Source organism: Pseudonocardia sediminis (assembly GCF_004217185.1).
GTDB lineage: Bacteria > Actinomycetota > Actinomycetes > Mycobacteriales > Pseudonocardiaceae > Pseudonocardia > Pseudonocardia sediminis.
In genome coordinates, this window is the sequence record NZ_SHKL01000001.1 from 5,440,622 (window position 1) to 5,456,747 (window position 16,126).

At 74.4% G+C, this 16,126-nt stretch carries 17 protein-coding genes; 14 read left to right on the plus strand and 3 right to left on the minus strand.

Translation table 11 applies throughout. The features are described 5' to 3' along the window. Window positions 1–184: 184 nt before the first annotated feature. The 9 genes from EV383_RS25445 to EV383_RS25485 all read left to right on the plus strand — a co-directional run bounded on the left by EV383_RS25445 (window position 185) and on the right by EV383_RS25485 (window position 7,767). The gene (locus EV383_RS25445) at window positions 185–805 is read left to right on the plus strand and encodes a Maf family protein (RefSeq protein WP_130292265.1); all 621 of its coding nucleotides are present in this window, start codon (window positions 185–187) and stop codon (window positions 803–805) included. Between the two features lie 131 nt (window positions 806–936). Then, complete coding sequence (locus EV383_RS25450; protein WP_130292266.1) at window positions 937–1,392, plus strand: nuclear transport factor 2 family protein; 456 nt, start codon at window positions 937–939, stop codon at window positions 1,390–1,392. A 112-nt stretch (window positions 1,393–1,504) separates the two neighbouring features. Further along, entirely contained in the window at window positions 1,505–2,413 is a 909-nt protein-coding gene (locus EV383_RS25455) for a sulfurtransferase (RefSeq protein WP_130292267.1), read from the plus strand. Then, the gene (locus EV383_RS25460) at window positions 2,410–2,844 is read left to right on the plus strand and encodes a SufE family protein (protein ID WP_130292268.1); all 435 of its coding nucleotides are present in this window, start codon (window positions 2,410–2,412) and stop codon (window positions 2,842–2,844) included. The genes EV383_RS25455 and EV383_RS25460 overlap by 4 nt, the downstream gene beginning before the upstream one ends. 128 nt (window positions 2,845–2,972) lie before the next feature. After that, complete coding sequence (locus tag EV383_RS25465) at window positions 2,973–3,923, plus strand: TIGR04222 domain-containing membrane protein (RefSeq protein WP_130292269.1); 951 nt, start codon at window positions 2,973–2,975, stop codon at window positions 3,921–3,923. Window positions 3,924–4,022: 99 nt separating this feature from the next. After that, complete coding sequence (locus EV383_RS25470) at window positions 4,023–4,874, plus strand: MbnB/TglH/ChrH family RiPP precursor modification enzyme (RefSeq protein WP_130292270.1); 852 nt, start codon at window positions 4,023–4,025, stop codon at window positions 4,872–4,874. Then, window positions 4,871–5,275 (plus strand): SCO6045 C-terminal-like domain-containing protein, encoded by a 405-nt coding sequence (locus tag EV383_RS25475; protein WP_130292271.1) that lies wholly within the window; start codon window positions 4,871–4,873, stop codon window positions 5,273–5,275. Before EV383_RS25470 ends, EV383_RS25475 begins: the two co-directional genes overlap by 4 nt. Window positions 5,276–5,425: 150 nt before the next feature. Next, window positions 5,426–7,201, plus strand: coding sequence for an acetyl/propionyl/methylcrotonyl-CoA carboxylase subunit alpha (locus EV383_RS25480; RefSeq protein WP_130292272.1), 1,776 nt, complete (start codon window positions 5,426–5,428; stop codon window positions 7,199–7,201). Between the two features lie 14 nt (window positions 7,202–7,215). Then, entirely contained in the window at window positions 7,216–7,767 is a 552-nt protein-coding gene (locus tag EV383_RS25485) for a GNAT family N-acetyltransferase (RefSeq protein WP_130292273.1), read from the plus strand. Between the two features lie 37 nt (window positions 7,768–7,804). Here EV383_RS25485 and EV383_RS32435 read toward each other — a convergent pair whose 3' ends face one another. Next, window positions 7,805–8,479, minus strand: a complete 675-nt coding sequence (locus EV383_RS32435; RefSeq protein ID WP_242623309.1) for a thermonuclease family protein — start codon at window positions 8,477–8,479, stop codon at window positions 7,805–7,807. A 359-nt stretch (window positions 8,480–8,838) separates the two neighbouring features. Here EV383_RS32435 and EV383_RS25495 point away from each other — a divergent pair, with 359 nt between their 5' ends. The 4 genes from EV383_RS25495 to EV383_RS31445 all read left to right on the plus strand — a co-directional run bounded on the left by EV383_RS25495 (window position 8,839) and on the right by EV383_RS31445 (window position 12,613). Further along, on the plus strand, window positions 8,839–9,315 hold the full coding sequence (locus tag EV383_RS25495; RefSeq protein WP_207223659.1) for a hypothetical protein: 477 nt from the start codon (window positions 8,839–8,841) through the stop codon (window positions 9,313–9,315). A 271-nt stretch (window positions 9,316–9,586) separates the two neighbouring features. Continuing rightward, window positions 9,587–9,949 (plus strand): hypothetical protein, encoded by a 363-nt coding sequence (locus tag EV383_RS25500; protein WP_130292274.1) that lies wholly within the window; start codon window positions 9,587–9,589, stop codon window positions 9,947–9,949. Between the two features lie 86 nt (window positions 9,950–10,035). Further along, window positions 10,036–11,775, plus strand: a complete 1,740-nt coding sequence (locus EV383_RS31440) for a hypothetical protein (protein WP_165438499.1) — start codon at window positions 10,036–10,038, stop codon at window positions 11,773–11,775. Next, window positions 11,768–12,613 carry an ESX secretion-associated protein EspG gene (locus tag EV383_RS31445; RefSeq protein ID WP_165438500.1) on the plus strand — a complete coding sequence of 282 codons (846 nt, stop codon included), beginning with the start codon at window positions 11,768–11,770 and terminating at the stop codon, window positions 12,611–12,613. The genes EV383_RS31440 and EV383_RS31445 overlap by 8 nt, the downstream gene beginning before the upstream one ends. A 39-nt stretch (window positions 12,614–12,652) precedes the next feature. Here EV383_RS31445 and EV383_RS25515 read toward each other — a convergent pair whose 3' ends face one another. Next, a complete protein-coding gene (locus EV383_RS25515) occupies window positions 12,653–14,056 on the minus strand; it encodes an NAD(P)H-quinone dehydrogenase (protein ID WP_130292277.1) in 1,404 nt (467 codons plus the stop codon). Window positions 14,057–14,207: 151 nt separating this feature from the next. Here EV383_RS25515 and EV383_RS25520 point away from each other — a divergent pair, with 151 nt between their 5' ends. Next, window positions 14,208–14,657 carry a gamma-glutamylcyclotransferase gene (locus EV383_RS25520; protein ID WP_130292278.1) on the plus strand — a complete coding sequence of 150 codons (450 nt, stop codon included), beginning with the start codon at window positions 14,208–14,210 and terminating at the stop codon, window positions 14,655–14,657. A 77-nt stretch (window positions 14,658–14,734) separates the two neighbouring features. On the opposite strand, the gene EV383_RS25525 is transcribed toward EV383_RS25520, so the two are convergent. Next, a complete protein-coding gene (locus tag EV383_RS25525) occupies window positions 14,735–15,979 on the minus strand; it encodes an amidohydrolase (protein ID WP_130292279.1) in 1,245 nt (414 codons plus the stop codon). Window positions 15,980–16,126: the final 147 nt, after the last annotated feature.

The following is a 16,126-nucleotide window of genomic DNA, read 5'->3' on the forward strand; positions in this document are numbered from 1 at the left end:
CGGGGCCGGGCCGGCCGTGACGGCGACGGGAGTGAGCAGGGCCGGGCCCGCGCACCTCGCGACGATCGCAGGGCCGGGATCCGTCTGACCGGGGTTCGCGGCGCCCGGAACCGCGGTCTCGGGATCCGGGTGGACCGTGGCGGCATCCGACGACCGTCGTGCGCCACCGCTAGGGTCCGTCGTCGTGCGTCTCGTCCTCGCGTCCGCCTCCCCCGCCCGTCTCGGTGTCCTGCGCGCGGCGGGGGTGGATCCGCTCGTCGAGGTCTCCGATGTCGACGAGGACGCCCTCCTCGACGCGAACCCGGACGCCACCCCGGAGCAGAAGGTCACGCTGCTGGGCGGGGCGAAGGCCACCGCGGTCGCCCGCCGGATCGGCGACGACCACCCCGACGCCCTGGTCGTCGGCTGTGACTCGATGCTGCACATCGACGGCGACCTGGTCGGCAAGCCGCACGACGTCGACACCGCGCGCGAGCGCTGGAAGGCGATGGCCGGGCGGACCGGGGAGCTGCTGACCGGGCACACCGTGCTGCGCCTGTCCGACGGCGAGATCGACCGGGTCGCCGAGGGCCACGCCGTCACCGGGGTGCGTTTCGCCGATCCGACCCCGGACGAGCTGGAGGCCTACCTGGCCAGCGGCGAGCCGTTGCAGGTCGCGGGCTCGTTCACCCTCGACGGGCTCGGCGGCTGGTTCGTCGAAGGGCTCGACGGCGACCCGTCGAACGTGATCGGGATCAGCCTGCCGCTGCTGCGCCGCCTGCTCGGCGGGGTCGGGGTGAGCCCGGTCGAGCTCTGGCGCCGCTGAGAGCCGACCCCCGAGAGCCGACCGCCGAGCGTCGACCCCTGAGAGTCGCTTGCTGAGCCGTCACACGCCGTTCACCCACCCGGGAGAGCGCGAGGGCATGATCCGTCCGGCTGCCACACCGAGGAGAACCGATGTCGGAGTCCCGTCCCCCGTTCCCGCCGTTCGACGAGGAGAGCGCCCGCGCCAAGGTGCTCGCCGCCGAGAACGCGTGGAACACCCGCGACCCGGAGAAGGTCGCGCTCGCCTACACCGTCGACACGGTGTGGCGGAACCGTGACACCTGGATCGAAGGACGTCAGGGCGTCGTGGAGTTCCTACAGGGCAAGTGGGACCGCGAGCTCGACTACGCGCTGCGCAAGTCGTTGTGGACGTTCGGCGGCAACCGGATCGCGGTGCGCTTCCAGTACGAGTGCCGCGACGAGCAGGGCCGGTGGTGGCGCAGCTACGGCAACGAGAACTGGGAGTTCGCCGAGAACGGGCTGATGGCCCGTCGCGAGGCCAGCATCAACGACCTGCGGATCACCGAGTCCGACCGCCGGATCTTCGGCCCCCGCGACGAGGGCGACATCTCCGACATCCCCGTCTGAGGAGCCGCGCGAGCGCTCCGCCCGTCCACCCCCGCCGTGCGAACGGAGCGCTCGTGCGACGAAGGTGAGCGGCGGCGGGCACCGCGGCGGAGCCGGTACTACCCTCGCGGCCATGGCTCTGCCCAACGACACCGATCCGAAGCTCGCCGAGTACGCGCACCCGGAGCGCCTGGTCACCACCGCGTGGCTGGCCGACAATCTCGGCTCCGACGGCCTGGCCGTCGTCGAGTCCGACGAGGACGTGCTGCTCTACGAGACCGGCCACATCCCGGGCGCGGTCAAGGTCGACTGGCACACCGAGCTCAACGACCCGGTGACCCGCGACTACGTCGACGGCGCCCGCTTCGCCCAGATCATGGGTGAGCGCGGCATCACCCGCGACACCACGATCGTCGTCTACGGCGACAAGAACAACTGGTGGGCCGCCTACGCCCTCTGGGTGTTCTCCCTGTTCGGTCACGAGGATGTGCGCCTGCTCGACGGCGGCCGCGCCAAGTGGGCCGACGAGGGCCGCGAGATGACCACCGACGCCCCGAAGCCGGAGCAGGTCGACTACCCGGTGATCGAGCGTGACGACTCGAGGATCCGCGCGTTCAAGGACGACGTCGTCGCCCACCTCGGGCTCGTCTCCTCGGGGAAGGGGGCGATGGTCGACGTCCGCAGCCCGCAGGAGTACTCCGGCGAGAAGCTGCACATGCCCGACTACCCGCAGGAGGGCGCGGTCCGGGGCGGGCACATCCCGGGGGCGGCGAGCGTCCCGTGGGCCCGGGCCGCGGCCGAGGACGCGACGTTCAAGTCCCGCGCCGACCTGGAGGCCATCTACCAGACCGAGCAGGGGCTGACGCCGTCCGACGACGTCGTCGCCTACTGCCGGATCGGCGAGCGCTCCAGCCACACCTGGTTCGTGCTGACGCACCTGCTCGGGTTCGACACCGTCCGCAACTACGACGGCAGCTGGACCGAGTGGGGCAACGCCGTGCGCGTCCCGATCGTGCAGGGGTCGGAGCGGGGCTCGGCGTGACCCTCCCCCCTCAGCTCGCCGAACTCGTCGACGACTTCTCCGCGGTCGGCCCGAAGGACCGGCTGCAGATGCTGCTCGAGCTCTCCCGGGAGCTGCCCGACCTGCCCGAGCGCTTCGCCGACCGTGCGGACTCGATGGAGCAGGTGCACGAGTGCCAGTCGCCGCTGTTCCTGGCCGTCGAGGTCGAGGAGGGCGGCGAGCGCCCGGTGCACCTGTTCTTCTCCGCCCCGCCGGAGGCACCGACCACCCGCGGGTTCGCCTCGATCATGGTCACCGGTCTGGACGGGGAGCCGGCACAGGCCGTGCTCGACGTGCCGGACGACTTCTACACCGACCTCGGGCTGGGCGAGGCGGTGAGCCCACTGCGGCTGCGTGGGATCTCCGCGATGCTCGCCCGGATCAAGAACCAGGTGCGCGCGGCGACCGCCTGACGCAGGCGACTCCCCCACGCGAAAGGCCCACGCCGAACCTCAAAGCTTGGTGAAGTTCGGCGTGGGTCGGCGTGTCCCCGCCCACACTGTGACGTGTCGAACAACCGACACCACAGGGGGTGGTTGGGATGGGTACGAACCTCACCGGTGAGACCTGGGGGATCTCGGGCTCCACGTTCCTGTTCGTGTACGCGGTGATCGCCCTGGTGACCCTGGGCGCGATCCTCCGGGTACGACACACGCTGCGGGCCGGGGTCCCGGCCGGCAGCGGTGAGCTCGACAGCCGGCCGGAAGACGTCGCCTACCTCAACGGCGGCCGGGACCTGGCCGTCTACGCGGCGCTGAGCGCCATGCGCGTCGACGGCAGCATCACCACCGGCGACGGCGTCGCCGGCATGGTCCGGGCCGGGGGGCCCGTTCCGGCGCACGGCACCCGGCTGCAGCGCGCGATCCACGCCGCGACGACCCGGCTCACGCGCCGGCGTGGTCTCGTCCACGCCGCCGGGGTCGACTCCGAGCTCGACGAGATCCGGGACCGGCTCGTCCGGACCGGGCTGCTGCTCTCCGAGGCCGCGCGCAACCGGCATCGCGGCACCGCGTTCTGGATGCTCGCGGTCCTGCTGCTCGGGCTCGTCCGCGTGATGGCCGGGACCGCGAACGGTCGCCCGGTCGGCTACATGATCCTGGCGATGCTGCTGGTGGGGGGCGTGTTCCTGGCGCTGCTGCTCCGGACGCCCGAGCGCACGTCGGCCGGCGACGTCGTCCTGGCCGAGCAGCGTGAGCGGCACGCGGCGCTCTCGCCGTCGATGCACCCGGACTGGGGCTCGGTCGGCGCGGGTGCGGCCGCACTGAGCGTCGGGGTGTTCGGCGTCGGCGCGCTCGTCGCCGCACAGCCGGCGTTCGCCGAGGAGCTCGAGGCCCAGCAGAGTGCCGCGCTCGGCGGCGGGGGCGGCTGGTCCGGCGGCACCTACGTCGGCAGTGGTGACTCCGGCGGCGGCTTCTTCGGAGGCGGCGGCGGGGGTGGCTGCGGCGGCGGGGGTGGCGGCTGCGGCGGTGGAGGCGGGGGCTGCGGCGGCTGAGCCGCGGCCTCGACGAGGGGTCCGCTCCCGCAGCTCCGCCACCGGGGGGTGTGGAGTTGCGGGAGCGGTGTCGTCGCCACCATCGGAAGGGGACCGACGATGACGAAGGATCCGGAGGGCACCGGCGTCGGCTGGCGTCCGGAGATCGCGTCCGTCCTGGCCGGGACGACCGGGCTGGGGTTCTGCGAGGTCATCGCCGAATCCCTGAACCCTGGTGACGTGCCGGTCCCGCTGCGGTCGCTGGCCGCGGGCGGGACGACGGTGATCCCGCACGGCGTTCGGCTGTCGCTCGGCGGCACCGAGCCCGTCGACGCGGGGCGGGTGACACACCTGGCCGCCTGCGCCGAGGCACTCGACGCGCCGCTGGTCAGCGAGCACGTGTCGTTCGTCCGGGCCGGCGGACGCGAGGCCGGGCACCTGCTGCCGCTGCCCCGCACCCGCGAGGCCCTGGACGTGCTGGCCGCGAACATCGCACGCACCCGGACCGAGCTCGACGTCCCGCTGGCCGTGGAACCGATCGCGGCGCTGTTCGACTGGCCCGACGACGAGTTCGGCGAGCCCGAGTTCCTCACCCGGCTGCTCGACCGCACCGGCGCGCTGCTGCTGCTCGACGTCGCGAACATCCACGCCAACACGCTCAACCGCGGCCAGGACGCCCGCGCGGTGCTCGACGCGATGCCGCTGGACCGGGTCGCCTACTGCCACGTCGCGGGCGGAGCCGTCCACGACGGGCTCTACCACGACACGCACACCGACGCGCTGCCCGGACCGGTGCTCGACCTGCTGGGGCACCTGGTGGACCGGTGCCCGTCCGTGCCGCCGGTGATGCTCGAACGCGACGGCCGCTACCCGCCGGCCACCGAGCTGCGCGCCGAGCTGGCCGCGATCGCCGCCGTCACGGGAACGCCGGCCCCGACCGGGGACGGGCACACCGCCGGGCTCGTCGGATGAGCGGGGACCTCGCGGCCCGTCAGGCGGCGCTGGTCGAGGCGCTCGTCGCCGGCGGGCCCGACCCGATCGGGTTCGATCCGGAGCGCCTCGCCGCCACCCGGCGGGCGCTGCTGCGCAAGCGCGCCGGGCAGGCCGCCGCCGCGTGGCCACTGCTCGCGGCCGCCCTCGGCCCCGACTGGACACCGACGTTCGCCGCCCGGTTCGACGCCGTCGCGCCCACCGACGCCCTGCGCGAGGGCTGGGACCTGGCCCGCGAGCTGCGGTCGGACGCCCGGTTCACCCCCGGCGCGGCACGGGAGCTCGCCGCCCGGGAGGCCGCGCTGCGCTACGACGGCGTGTCCGCGCCCCGCCGCCGCTCCCGCGCGGACGCCGCCCTGCGGCACCTTCTGAAACGATCATGATCGTGACGTGCGCCACCCGTCGGGGTACGACGTTGTGAGCGCCACATCTCCTGTCGCGAGCGAACCGGGGGCGTACTCCTACACTCCCCGGTAACCCACGCGCCGGAGCTACGGGCCGGCGAGTCGTCATGACCGCGAGGAGATCGAAAAGTGCCCGCACTGCGCAAAGTGCTCGTCGCCAACCGTGGAGAGATCGCCGTCCGGGTGATCCGTGCTGCCAAGGACGCGGGCCTCGCCAGTGTCGCGGTCTACGCCGACCCGGACCGGGACGCGATGTTCGTCCGCGTCGCCGACGAGGCGTTCGCCCTGGGCGGTTCCACCGCGGCCGAGTCGTACCTGGACTTCGACAAGGTGATCGGCGCCGCGAAGCAGGCCGGGGCCGACTCCATCCACCCCGGCTACGGCTTCCTGTCCGAGAACGCCGACTTCGCCCAGGCCGTGATCGACGCCGGGATCACCTGGATCGGCCCGTCGCCGCAGTCCATCCGCGACCTCGGCGACAAGGTCACCGCCCGGCACATCGCCACCCGCGCCGGCGCCCCGCTCGTCCCGGGCACGAACGACCCGGTCGCCAACGCGGACGAGGTGATCGCCTTCGCGAAGGAGTACGGCCTCCCGGTCGCGATCAAGGCCGCGTTCGGTGGTGGTGGGCGCGGCATGAAGGTCGCGCGCGAGGAGAAGGACATCGCCGAGCTCTACGAGTCGGCCGTCCGCGAGGCCACCGCGGCGTTCGGCCGCGGCGAGTGCTTCGTCGAGCGCTACCTGGACCGCCCGCGCCACGTCGAGACGCAGGTCCTGGCCGACCAGCACGGCAACGTGATCGTCGTCGGCACCCGCGACTGCTCGCTGCAGCGCCGCTTCCAGAAGCTCGTCGAGGAGGCGCCCGCACCGTTCCTGAGCGAGGAGCAGACACAGACGCTCTACGACGCGTCCAAGGCGATCTGCAAGGAGGCCGGCTACTACGGCGCCGGCACCGTCGAGTTCCTCGTCGGCGAGGACGGGATGATCACCTTCCTGGAGGTGAACACCCGCCTGCAGGTCGAGCACCCCGTCTCCGAGGAGACCACCGGGCTCGACCTGGTGCGCCAGCAGTTCCTGATCGCCGAGGGCAAGGAGCTCCAGATCGACGGCGACCCGACGCCGGTCGGGCACGCGATCGAGTTCCGGATCAACGGTGAGGACGCCGGCCGGAACTTCCTCCCGGCGCCGGGCACCGTGTCCAAGATCTGGTACCCGGCCGGGCCGGGTGTCCGGATGGACGCCGGCGTCGAGGACGGCTCGGTGATCGGCGGGCAGTTCGACTCGCTGCTGGCCAAGCTGATCGTTCGCGGCGCCACCCGTCAGCAGGCGATCGAGCGCGCCCGTCGTGCGCTCGACGAGTTCAAGGTCGAGGGCATGGCGACGGTGCTGGAGTTCCACCGCCTCGTCGTCTCCGACCCGGCGTTCTCCTCGGAGTCGGCCGAGGACTTCACCGTCCACACCCGCTGGATCGAGACCGAGTGGAACAACACCGTCCCGCCGTTCGAGGGTGGCGAGGGTGCCGAGGAGGAGTCCTCGGACCGTCAGACCGTCGTGGTCGAGGTCGGTGGACGACGCCTGGAGGTGTCGCTGCCCGGGGACCTCGCCCTCGGCGGGGGCGGCGGCAACGGCGGCGCGGCGAAGGCGGCCCCGCGCAAGCGCGGCGGCAAGGGCGGCGGCGCGAAGGCCTCCGGCGACGCCGTCACCGCCCCGATGCAGGGCACCATCATCAAGGTCGCGGTCTCCGACGGCGACACCGTCTCCGCGGGCGACCTGATCGTCGTCCTGGAGGCGATGAAGATGGAGAACCCGGTCACCGCGACCAAGGACGGCACCGTCACCGGCCTGAACGCCGAGTCCGGTGCCTCGATCTCGCAGGGCACCGTGATCTGCGAGATCAAGGACTGAGGCAGGACACGCCGATGGACCCCGTGGAGATCAATGCGGGGGCCTGGTATCTCCGGGCACTGCGGGCCGACGACCGGGTGGACGACCGCCCGGCCGTCCTGGAGTCCGCGGTCGACCCGGAGATCCGGCGCTGGCGGCACCGCCCCGACCCGACGTCGGCGGCGGTCGCCGCCTACGTCGCCGAGCGGATCGCCGGCTGGGCCGACGAGACCCGCGCCACGTGGGCGGTCTGCGAGCCGACCACCGGCGAGATGCTCGGCGAGGTCGCCCTGGAGCACCTGGACCTGCCGATGGGTACGGCCGAGGTGAGCTGCTGGGCGCTGGAGCGGGCCCGCGGCCGCGGGATGACCCGCACGGCCGTGGGCTCGGTGGTCCGGTTCGGCTTCGGCGGTCTGGGCCTGGCCCGGATCGGCTACGGCTGGGCGGAGCCCAACGTCGCCTCCGAACGGATCGCGCGGTCGCTGGGCTTCGTACCGGAGGGACGCCTGCGCGGCGCGTGGCTGGCCGACGACGTCCGCAGCGACATCCTCGTCGCCGGTCTGCTGGCCGACGACCCGCAGACCTGACCCGCAGGCACCCGACACGGAGTCACCCGGGGCGGCCTCACTCGCAGGCGACGCCGTCGTCGTCGCCGTCGAGGCGGCGGCTGTAGCCGGGATCTCCGACGTAGATCGCGCCCTGGCCCGCCGCGGCGGCCGCGGCGCAGTCCGGGTAGTCGACCTGCGGCTTCTCCTCCGGGCCGGGCAGGTTCGCGATGCAGCGCCTCCCGTCACGGTCGAGCGCGCGCAGGCCGTCGAGGTACTCCGGCGAGGCGTCGTTGACGCCCCGGTAGGCGCCCGTGTGCGGGCGCTGCACCATGAACGAGCCGAGGTCGCCGAGCCCGGGGACCTCGACGTAGCGCAGCAGACGGCCGTCGCGGTCGGCGTCGTTCACGGCGGCGGGCTCGCGGCGCAACGACACCGTCGCGCCGAGGAGCACCCTCTCGGCGTCGGCGCGGCCGGCCGGGCCAGCGTCGGTACGCATCTCGCAGGAGTCCGCGGCCAGCACCCGGACGACGCCGCCGCCGTCGATCGTGAACGAGTCCCCGTCGACGACCCCGGAGACGGTGGCGGTCCGGTCGAACACACCGGGCTCGCCGGCGTCACCCGGCGCCGCGACCGTCGACGTCGAGGACAGCGTCACCACCGAGTAGACCGCGGCGGCCAGGAGCACCGCGATCGCCGCGGCGCACGCGGCCGGGACCCACCGCCGGCGGCGACGCCGGTGCCGTCCGCTCACGGCCGCTCCACAGGGTCGGGGCGGCGCCTGTCCATGGTCGTCTCCCCGTCGGTTCGCGTGGCCGGGCGTGATCACCCTAGCCACCGGTGGCCGTCCGGGTACCCGTTGCGCGATCTCCGGTACCCGATCGTTGACGAAGTGCCGCAGGCGACCTAACGTTTTCGCTCGCCAGGTACGAACCACTGCCTCGCGTCGCACTGCACAAGTACACAGCGATCGCAGTGACCCGTGTGTCCGCTCCACGGGGCCCGGTTTCTTCCGCCACGCGGGATGGACCGCGCCGCGGATCCGCTCACCACGTCGGCACAGCCACGCCGTGAGCAGTCATCGACTCATCTTCTCGACGACTGGGATCCGTCATGCCCCCCATGCAGTTCTACGTCACCACCCACATCCACACCGACGGCCCGATCCCGGGCCCCCACTCGCTGCTCACACTCGCCTCGGCCGCACACACCGGGGACGGGACCGTGGTCAGCACGTTCTCCGCGAACATCCGGGAGCTACCCGGGGCCACCCTGCACCCGACCGCGCTGGAGAACTGGCGCAGCCGGGCGGAGGACTGGCTCAGCACCCGGCGGGCCGCGCGCCCGCCGGCACAGGTCACGAACGCCTACGCGAGCTGGGTCCAAGGGCTCGGCGGAGCACCGGTGTTCGTCACCGACCCGGACGAGCCCGACCACCTGTTCTGCTACTGGTACCTCCAGCGCTTCGCCGGACGGTGGCCGTTCAGGGGCACGACCTCCGTCACGGAGGTGGACGACCGGATCCGCGCGACACCCCTGTGCACGTTGCAGGTGTGCTGCCCGGAGCCGCTGGTCCTCGCGGCCTGCTAGACCCCTGCCCGGCCCGTCCATCCGACGAGGCGGGCCGGGACCGCACGACACCGACGCCCCCGTCGGCCCGGATCGCGACCGGGCCGACGGGGGCGTCGTCGTGCCCGGCCCGGTCGCCCCTGTTCTCCGGCGCGGGCCGTTCGCGATCGCTACGGATATCGGTCCGGGAGGCCGGAATCGTCGGGGTGCGGCCCTAGCGTGGGTCCCGCATCGCCGACCGTGACGATGCGCGCCTGGCGCAGACCGTCCACCCGTCCTCTGCGAGGGACCCATGCCCGACCGTTCCCCGGCCGCCCCGACGTCCGCCGCCCCGGCCCCCGACCTGCGGGTCGACCCGCAGGCCGTGTCCCGGCTGCGTTCCGCGCTCGACGACGCGCTGGCCCGTCTCGCCACTCCCGTGCGCGGTCTGGAGGCCGACGCCCGTCTGCCCCGCCCCTGGCTGGGTGACCCGGTGAGCGCGGCCGGCGCGGCGGCCTACGCCCGGCACAGCACCGACGGCCCGGACCCGGCACTCGGCGCGATCGCGGCCTACCGGGCCGAGCTGGAGCGGGTCCGCGACGGCCTGGGCGAGACCGACCGGAGCTACACCGCCGCGGAGGACACCGTGGCCGCGTCCTGGGACACCGCGCGATGACCGCCCCGGCGCCGCCCGCACCAGTTCCCACACCCGCACCCGCCGGGGGCGTCGCATCCTCAGGTGACGAACCGCGCTGGCAGGGGATGACGCACCAGGAGATCCACCGCATGGTCTCCGACGGCCCGGGCGCCGCCGGCTCGGCCGGCGCCGAGCAGGCCTGGCGGAGCACCGCCGCCACGCTGGCCGTCCTGCACCTCGACCTCGGCGGGCAGGCCCGCACGCTGCCGGCCGGGTGGGCGGGCGACGCCGCGGACGGCGCCCACGGTGGGCTGTCCCGGCTGGCCGACTGGGCCGGGCAGGCCGCCGACGGCGCCCGCCGGACCGCCGACGGGCTGGGCGCGCAGGCCGGGCTGGCCGCGGATCTGCGGGCACGGATGCCGGCCCCCGGCGCGGCGGCACCACCTGACGTCGCGCCGGCGGCGACGGACCCGTCGCTGCTCACCGACTGGGCCGCCGCGGACACGAGCGCCGGCAACGGCGCGCAACGGGCCGTGGAGCTGATGCAGCGTTACACCGAGGACAGCCGGGAGGTCGGGGCGGCGTTCGGGACGTGGGGTGCCCCGCCCGCCGTGTCCGTCGTGGTCGCGGCCGGTGGTGTTGGCGCAGGCGGGCCGGGGATCAGGGTGGCGGTGTCCGCGTCGGGCGCCGACGCAGGCACTGCGACACCGCCGTCGTCCGGATCCGGCGGCGCGGGCGGCACCGCGGGCGGTGTCGCGGCCGGAGCGGCGGGCGCGGCCGCCGGGGTGGTCACCGGAGGCGCGGCCACCGGTGCGCGACGGAGCGTCTCCCCCACCGTGGACGTACCTCCGGGCAGCGGTGCGACCACGGCGGGCGGCACCGCGAGCGGCGCGACAACAGGCGGCACGACGGCGGGTGGCACGACAGGGACGGCGGCTCGTCCGGCGCCGTCCGGCACGAACTCCGCGCAGGCTCCCGGTGCGGCGACGACACCGCAGCCCTCCGGGGCCGGCCCGACCGCCCCCGGCACCCCGACGACCGCCCCCGGCTCCGGAGCCGCCCCCGTCGCGGGCGGCACCGGTTCGACCGGAGCAGCGGTCGCGACCGTCCCGAGCGGGGCGGCGCACCGGCCGCCGTCGGGTCGTCGCCTGACGAGCGGGCAGCGCGGGCAGTCCGGCCTCCCCGGTGGAACCGCCACCGACCGGAGCCGACGGTCCACGAAGGACCGCACCACCACCACCGGCCGCGGCCCGCAGGGCGGTGGGACCGGCCCGTCGTCCACCGGCACCGCTCCGGGCTCCGCCGCCCTCGGCGCGGACGGGACCGGCATGCCGGAACGGATCGCCGCCGACGCACTCACCACCACGACGCCGGGTTCGCACACCGTCCCGGACGCCGGCGCCACGGTCGGCCACGGCTCGGCGACCGTCCCGGGGACGGGTCACGGCGCGGCTCATTCACCGTCCGGCCCGGGTGGGGGCCCGGCGGCGACGGGAAGCGGCTCCACGGCGCCGGGAGGCGGCTCCCCGGCACAAGGAGGCGGCCCCGCCGTGGGCGGCGGCGACCACGCCGTCACACCGATGGCGCCCGGCGGAGCGGGTGCGGCGCCGGGCGCCCCGGGTCGGGTCAGCCGGCCTCCGGCGTGGCGCGCGATGGTCGACCGGCACGCCGCCGACGCCGGCGCCCTGCCCGGGCCCGCGGGCCACGACCCCGCACACCCCGGTGGTGCCGGAACGGGCCCCGCGTCCGGGCACCACCGGCCCGCGCCGCCGCCGTCCGAGACTGGCGACGACGGGAGCGGCCGCACCGACCCGGGAGCCCCGCCCGTGCTGCGCCCGGACGACCCCTGGCGTCACCGTGGCTGAGCCGCTGACTGCTCGGAACGAGATCGTTCCCGGGCCGTCCGTCCCGGGCCCGTTCACCGCGACGGGTACCCGGCACGTCCTGACCGACGTCGAGTTCGACGTGCTGTGGGAGGAGCTGCGCCTGGGCCCCACCCCGGTCGTGCTGCGCCTGCCCTCGCCCGGCCGGACCGCGGCCGAGCGCCGCCGGATCGCCGCGGACGGGCTGGCCGGGCTGCGCGACCGGGGCCTGGCCGGACCGGACGGCCCCGACCCCGAGCTGGTGCGGCTGCTCGGCCTGCTGGCCGCCCCGCGACGTCAGCTGGAGCTGCGGGCCTGGTTCGGTCACCCGGTCCGGGCGAGTGCCGCCGAACGCGACGGCGACGGTGCGCTCGCCGTACACCGCGACCGCACCGTCGTGCTCGGCGCGTGCGGGTCACCGGCGCACGCCGTCACCGGTGCGCTGCCGCCACGCCCGGCCGGGCGTGGACGCGCGGTGACGCTGCCGACGTCCGTCCTCGCCGAGGTCCTCACCGGCGACGAGACAGCCGACATCGCCGGGACGCTGACCGGGCTCGGTGTCGATCCGCGCGACGCCGCGACGGTGGCCGCCGTGCTGCGAGGGCCGGCCCACCGCGGTCAGGTCGCCGCCGTCGTGCACGACCGGTGGGGCAGCCCGCACCGGCCGGTCGGGCACCTCACGCTGCTCGACGCCCCGGACGGCCGCTACCGGCTCACCCGCGCCACCGCCGACGACGGTGTCGAGTGGTCCACGCTGGCCCCGGTCGACACCCGTCGCCTGCACGCACTGCTCGGCGACCTCCTCGGCACCGCGCAGGAGGCCGTCGACGCCGCGCGGTGAGCGCCACTCGAGGTCCCGGCCCTACTCCAGATCCCGGCCCTATTCCAGGTCGGAGTGCTGCATCAGCTGGCGGCCGGCCTCGGTGATCGAGCCGGACAGCGACGGGTACACCGAGAACGTGTGCGCCAGGTCGTCCACCCCGAGACCGTTCTGCACGGCCATCGCGATCGGCAGGATCAGCTCGCTGGCCACCGGGGCCACCACGACGCCACCGATCACCACGCCGGACGCCGGACGGCAGAACAGCTTCACGAACCCGCGTCGCAGCCCGCGCATCTTGGCCCGCGGGTTCGTCGAGAGCGGCAGCATGACCGTGCGCGCGGGCGTCTCCCCGGCGTCGATCGCGCGCTGGCTGATCCCGACGGTGGCGATCTCCGGGCGGGTGAACACGTTGCCCGCCACCGTGCGCAGCCGGATCGGCGCCACGCCCTCGCCGAGGGCGTGCCACATCGCGATCCGGCCCTGCATGGCCGCGACCGAGGCGAGCATCAGCACTCCGGTGCAGTCCCCGGCCGCGTAGATGCCCGGCTCGGAGGTGCGCGAGACGCGGTCGACCGGGATGAACCCGCCCGGGCCGAGCTCGATGCCGACCTTGTCCAGGCCGAGGTCACCGGTGTTGGGGACCGACCCGACCGTCATCAGGGCGTGCGAGCCGGTGACCGTGCGCCCGTCGGACAGCGTCACCGTGACGCCGCCGCCGGTGTTCACCACCGACTCGGCCCGCGCGTTGGGCAGGATCTCGACCCCGCGCTCGGCGAAGACCTCCTCCAGCACCACGGCCGCGTCCTGGTCCTCGCCGGGCAGTACCCGGTCCCGGGACGACACCAGCGTCACCCGGCAGCCGAGCTCGACGTAGGCGGAGCAGAACTCGGCACCGGTCACGCCGGAGCCGACGACGATCAGGTGCTCGGGCAGCTCGGTCAGGTCGTAGAGCTGGCGCCAGTCCAGGACCCGGTCGCCGTCCGGGCGGGCGGAGTCGAGCACCCGCGGCGTCGCACCGGTCGCGATCAGCACGTTGTCGGCGACGAGTTCCTCCACCGTGCCGTCGGTGTGGGTCGCGGTGACGCCGTACCCGCTGCGGCCACCCGACGGTCCGCTGAACTGGGCGGTCCCGGGGATGATCCGGACGCCCTCGTGCTCGACCCGCGTCCGCACGTCCGACGACTGCGCCAGAGCCAGGGACTTCACCCGCTGGTTCACGGCGGGCAGGTCGACGCGCGCCCCGCCCCGGTCGACCAGCACCCCGAGGTCCTCGGCGCGGTGCAGGTCCACCCGGACCGCGGCGGAGGAGATGAAGGTCTTCGACGGCACGCAGTCGTCCAGCACGCAGGCGCCGCCCATCCCGTCGCGTTCGACGACGGTGACCTCACTGCCGTGCTGCGCTGCGACGAGTGCGGCCTCGTACCCGGCCGGACCGCCGCCCATGATCACGATGCGGGTCACGCGAGGGTCTCCTCAGAAGTCGGTGGTGGGAGGTCCGGCAAGGGGCCGTTCGCCGCCGGACCCGACCCGCTAACCGTACGCGTGTCCCGGTTGACCGGCGCGGATGAGGCGGGGCACCCGCCCGGACCGGGGAGCGACTACGCTCACGACCGTGCCTCTGTATGCCGCCTACGGGTCGAACATGGATCCGGCGCAGATGAAGGAGCGTGCCCCGCACTCTCCGATGGCCGGGACCGGTTGGCTCCAGGGCTGGCGGCTCACCTTCGGCGGTGAGGACTACACGTGGGAGGGCGCGCTCTCCACGGTCGTCGAGGAGTCGGGCTCGCAGGTCTTCGTCGTGCTCTACGACGTCCCGGAGCCCGACGAGGCCCAGCTGGACCGCTGGGAGGGCGGCGAGCTCGGCCTGCACAAGAAGCTGCGGCTGCGCGTCGCGACGCTGGACGGCAGCGCGCTGGCCTGGATCTACGTGCTCAACGCCTACGAGGGCGGCGAGCCGTCGGCGCGCTACCTCGGGGTGATCGCCGATGCGGCCGAGGCCGCGGGCGCCCCCGACGACTACGTCAACGAGCTGCGCAGCCGTCCCAGCCGCAAGTCGCGCTGACCCCCGCGCACCCGCGCACCGACGAGAACGGCCGGCCACCCCGGGAACGGGATGGCCGGCCGTTGTCGTGAGTGGGGTCAGCCCGCGTCGAGAGCACCCAGCGCGGTCTGCACGAGCGTGCGGACGCCGAACGGGATCGCGCGCTCGTCGAGGTCGAACGTCGACTGGTGCAGGTCGCGCTTCGGGCCCTCGCCCGGCCAGACGCCGAGACGGGCCATCGCACCCGGCGCGTGCTCCAGGTACCAGGCGAAGTCCTCGCCACCGCTGGACTGCTCGGTGTCGGCGGCCGCGTCCTCGCCGCCGATCAGCACCGCCGCGTCGCGCAGAAGCGCGCTGGACTCGGCGTCGTTGACCACCGGCGGGACGCCGCGGATGTGGTCGAGCACGTAACCGACGCCGGTCGGGGCCAGCACCGAGGCCACCAGCGAGCGGACGGTCTCCTCGAGGCCGAGCCACGTCGCGTGGTCGGCGGTGCGCAGCGTGCCGCGCACCAGGCCGCTCTGCGGGATCGCGTTGGCCGCCTCGCCGGCGTGCACCGCGCCCCACGTCATGACCGTGCCGGAGCGCGGGTCCACGTGCCGGGTGAGCAGCAGCGGGACCTGGGTGACCAGCAGCCCGAGGGCCTCGACGAGGTCCGCGGTCAGGTGCGGGCGGGAGGTGTGGCCGCCCGGCGAGGTGAGCCGGATCTCCAGCAGGTCGCACGCCGAGGTGATCGGGCCGACCCGGGTGCCGAGCCGGCCGACCTCCAGGCGCGGGTCACAGTGCAGCGCGAACACCCGCTGCACGTCCTTCATCACGCCGTCCTCGACCATGTCGAGCGCGCCGCCGGGCTGGACCTCCTCGGCGGGCTGGAACAGCAGCCGGACGCGGCCGGGCAGCGACGGCGCCGACGCGAGCGCCAGCGCGGCGCCGAGCAGCATCGCGGTGTGCGCGTCGTGCCCGCAGGCGTGCATGGCGCCGGGGACGGTGGAGGAGAACTCCAGGCCGGTCTGCTCGTCCAGCGGCAGCGCGTCGATGTCCGCGCGCAGGGCCACCATCGGCTCACCGTGGCCGATGTCGCAGACCAGGCCGGTGCCGCTGGGCAGGGTGCGCGGCTCGAGGCCGGCCCTCATCAGCGACTCGGAGATCCGGGCCGTCGTCAGGTGCTCGTGACGGGCCAGCTCGGGCTGGGCGTGAATGGCGCGGCGCCAGCCCACGACCTTGCCGGCGTTCGCCCGCATCCAGGACTCGAGCCATGCCGGACCGGTGCCGGCACCGAGGTCGTCGACGGATACGTCGGACACGGCCGGAACATCGGAGCGAGCCTGCAGCGCAGTCACCATGGCCTCCCGGAACACAGTCGGGACACACCGAGCCGGCGCGTCCGTCGAAGTTCATGGTGCTCACCCGTCCGGCGGTGTTCCACCCGAAAATGGCCCTGCTCGGAAATGCGCGGCGAGGGGTCGGCGGGATGCTGCGGACGGAGACAC

What these genes read in the sequence shown, in the direction of transcription:
- EV383_RS25475 (WP_130292271.1), top strand. Translation starts at nt 4,871, where the DNA reads ATGAGCGGGGACCTCGCGGCCCGTCAGGCGGCGCTGGTCGAGGCGCTC.
- EV383_RS25495 (WP_207223659.1), top strand. Translation starts at nt 8,839, where the DNA reads ATGCCCCCCATGCAGTTCTACGTCACCACCCACATCCACACCGACGGC.
- EV383_RS25500 (WP_130292274.1), top strand. Translation starts at nt 9,587, where the DNA reads ATGCCCGACCGTTCCCCGGCCGCCCCGACGTCCGCCGCCCCGGCCCCC.
- EV383_RS25450 (WP_130292266.1), top strand. Translation starts at nt 937, where the DNA reads ATGTCGGAGTCCCGTCCCCCGTTCCCGCCGTTCGACGAGGAGAGCGCC.
- EV383_RS25465 (WP_130292269.1), top strand. Translation starts at nt 2,973, where the DNA reads ATGGGTACGAACCTCACCGGTGAGACCTGGGGGATCTCGGGCTCCACG.
- EV383_RS25485 (WP_130292273.1), top strand. Translation starts at nt 7,216, where the DNA reads ATGGACCCCGTGGAGATCAATGCGGGGGCCTGGTATCTCCGGGCACTG.
- EV383_RS25525 (WP_130292279.1), bottom strand. Translation starts at nt 15,979, where the DNA reads ATGGTGACTGCGCTGCAGGCTCGCTCCGATGTTCCGGCCGTGTCCGAC.
- EV383_RS25470 (WP_130292270.1), top strand. Translation starts at nt 4,023, where the DNA reads ATGACGAAGGATCCGGAGGGCACCGGCGTCGGCTGGCGTCCGGAGATC.
- EV383_RS31440 (WP_165438499.1), top strand. Translation starts at nt 10,036, where the DNA reads ATGACGCACCAGGAGATCCACCGCATGGTCTCCGACGGCCCGGGCGCC.
- EV383_RS25455 (WP_130292267.1), top strand. Translation starts at nt 1,505, where the DNA reads ATGGCTCTGCCCAACGACACCGATCCGAAGCTCGCCGAGTACGCGCAC.